Raw genomic sequence first — 276 nt, 5'->3', positions numbered from 1 at the left:
AAGAAACCTTTACCCATTACCAGCCGCTGGGCAACAGTGACCCGGCTCATACAGCAACTGCACCTGGCGGATTGAGTGCGAAAACGCCTGCAATGACCCCGCTGATGCCTGATACCTCCACCCGGAAGCTGATTGCGTGGGATAGTACCACCGACGGTGCAGCCGTTGGCATTCTGGCGGTCGCTGCCGATCAGACCAGCACTACGCTGACGTTCTACAAGTCCGGCACGTTCCGTTATGAGGATGTGCTCTGGCCGGAGGCTGCCAGCGACGAGA

General features: G+C 59.1%; 1 protein-coding gene. It reads left to right on the top strand.

The features are described from left to right. On the top strand, positions 1-276 hold a 276-nt coding region (locus FDX22_RS03690), incomplete at both ends, for a head decoration protein (RefSeq protein ID WP_146716716.1).

It is taken from the genome of Citrobacter sp. TBCS-14 (assembly GCF_005280805.1).
GTDB lineage: Bacteria > Pseudomonadota > Gammaproteobacteria > Enterobacterales > Enterobacteriaceae > Citrobacter > Citrobacter gillenii.
The sequence above is the reverse complement of the archived record's forward strand: the minus strand, read 5'-3'. Positions and strand labels throughout refer to the sequence as shown.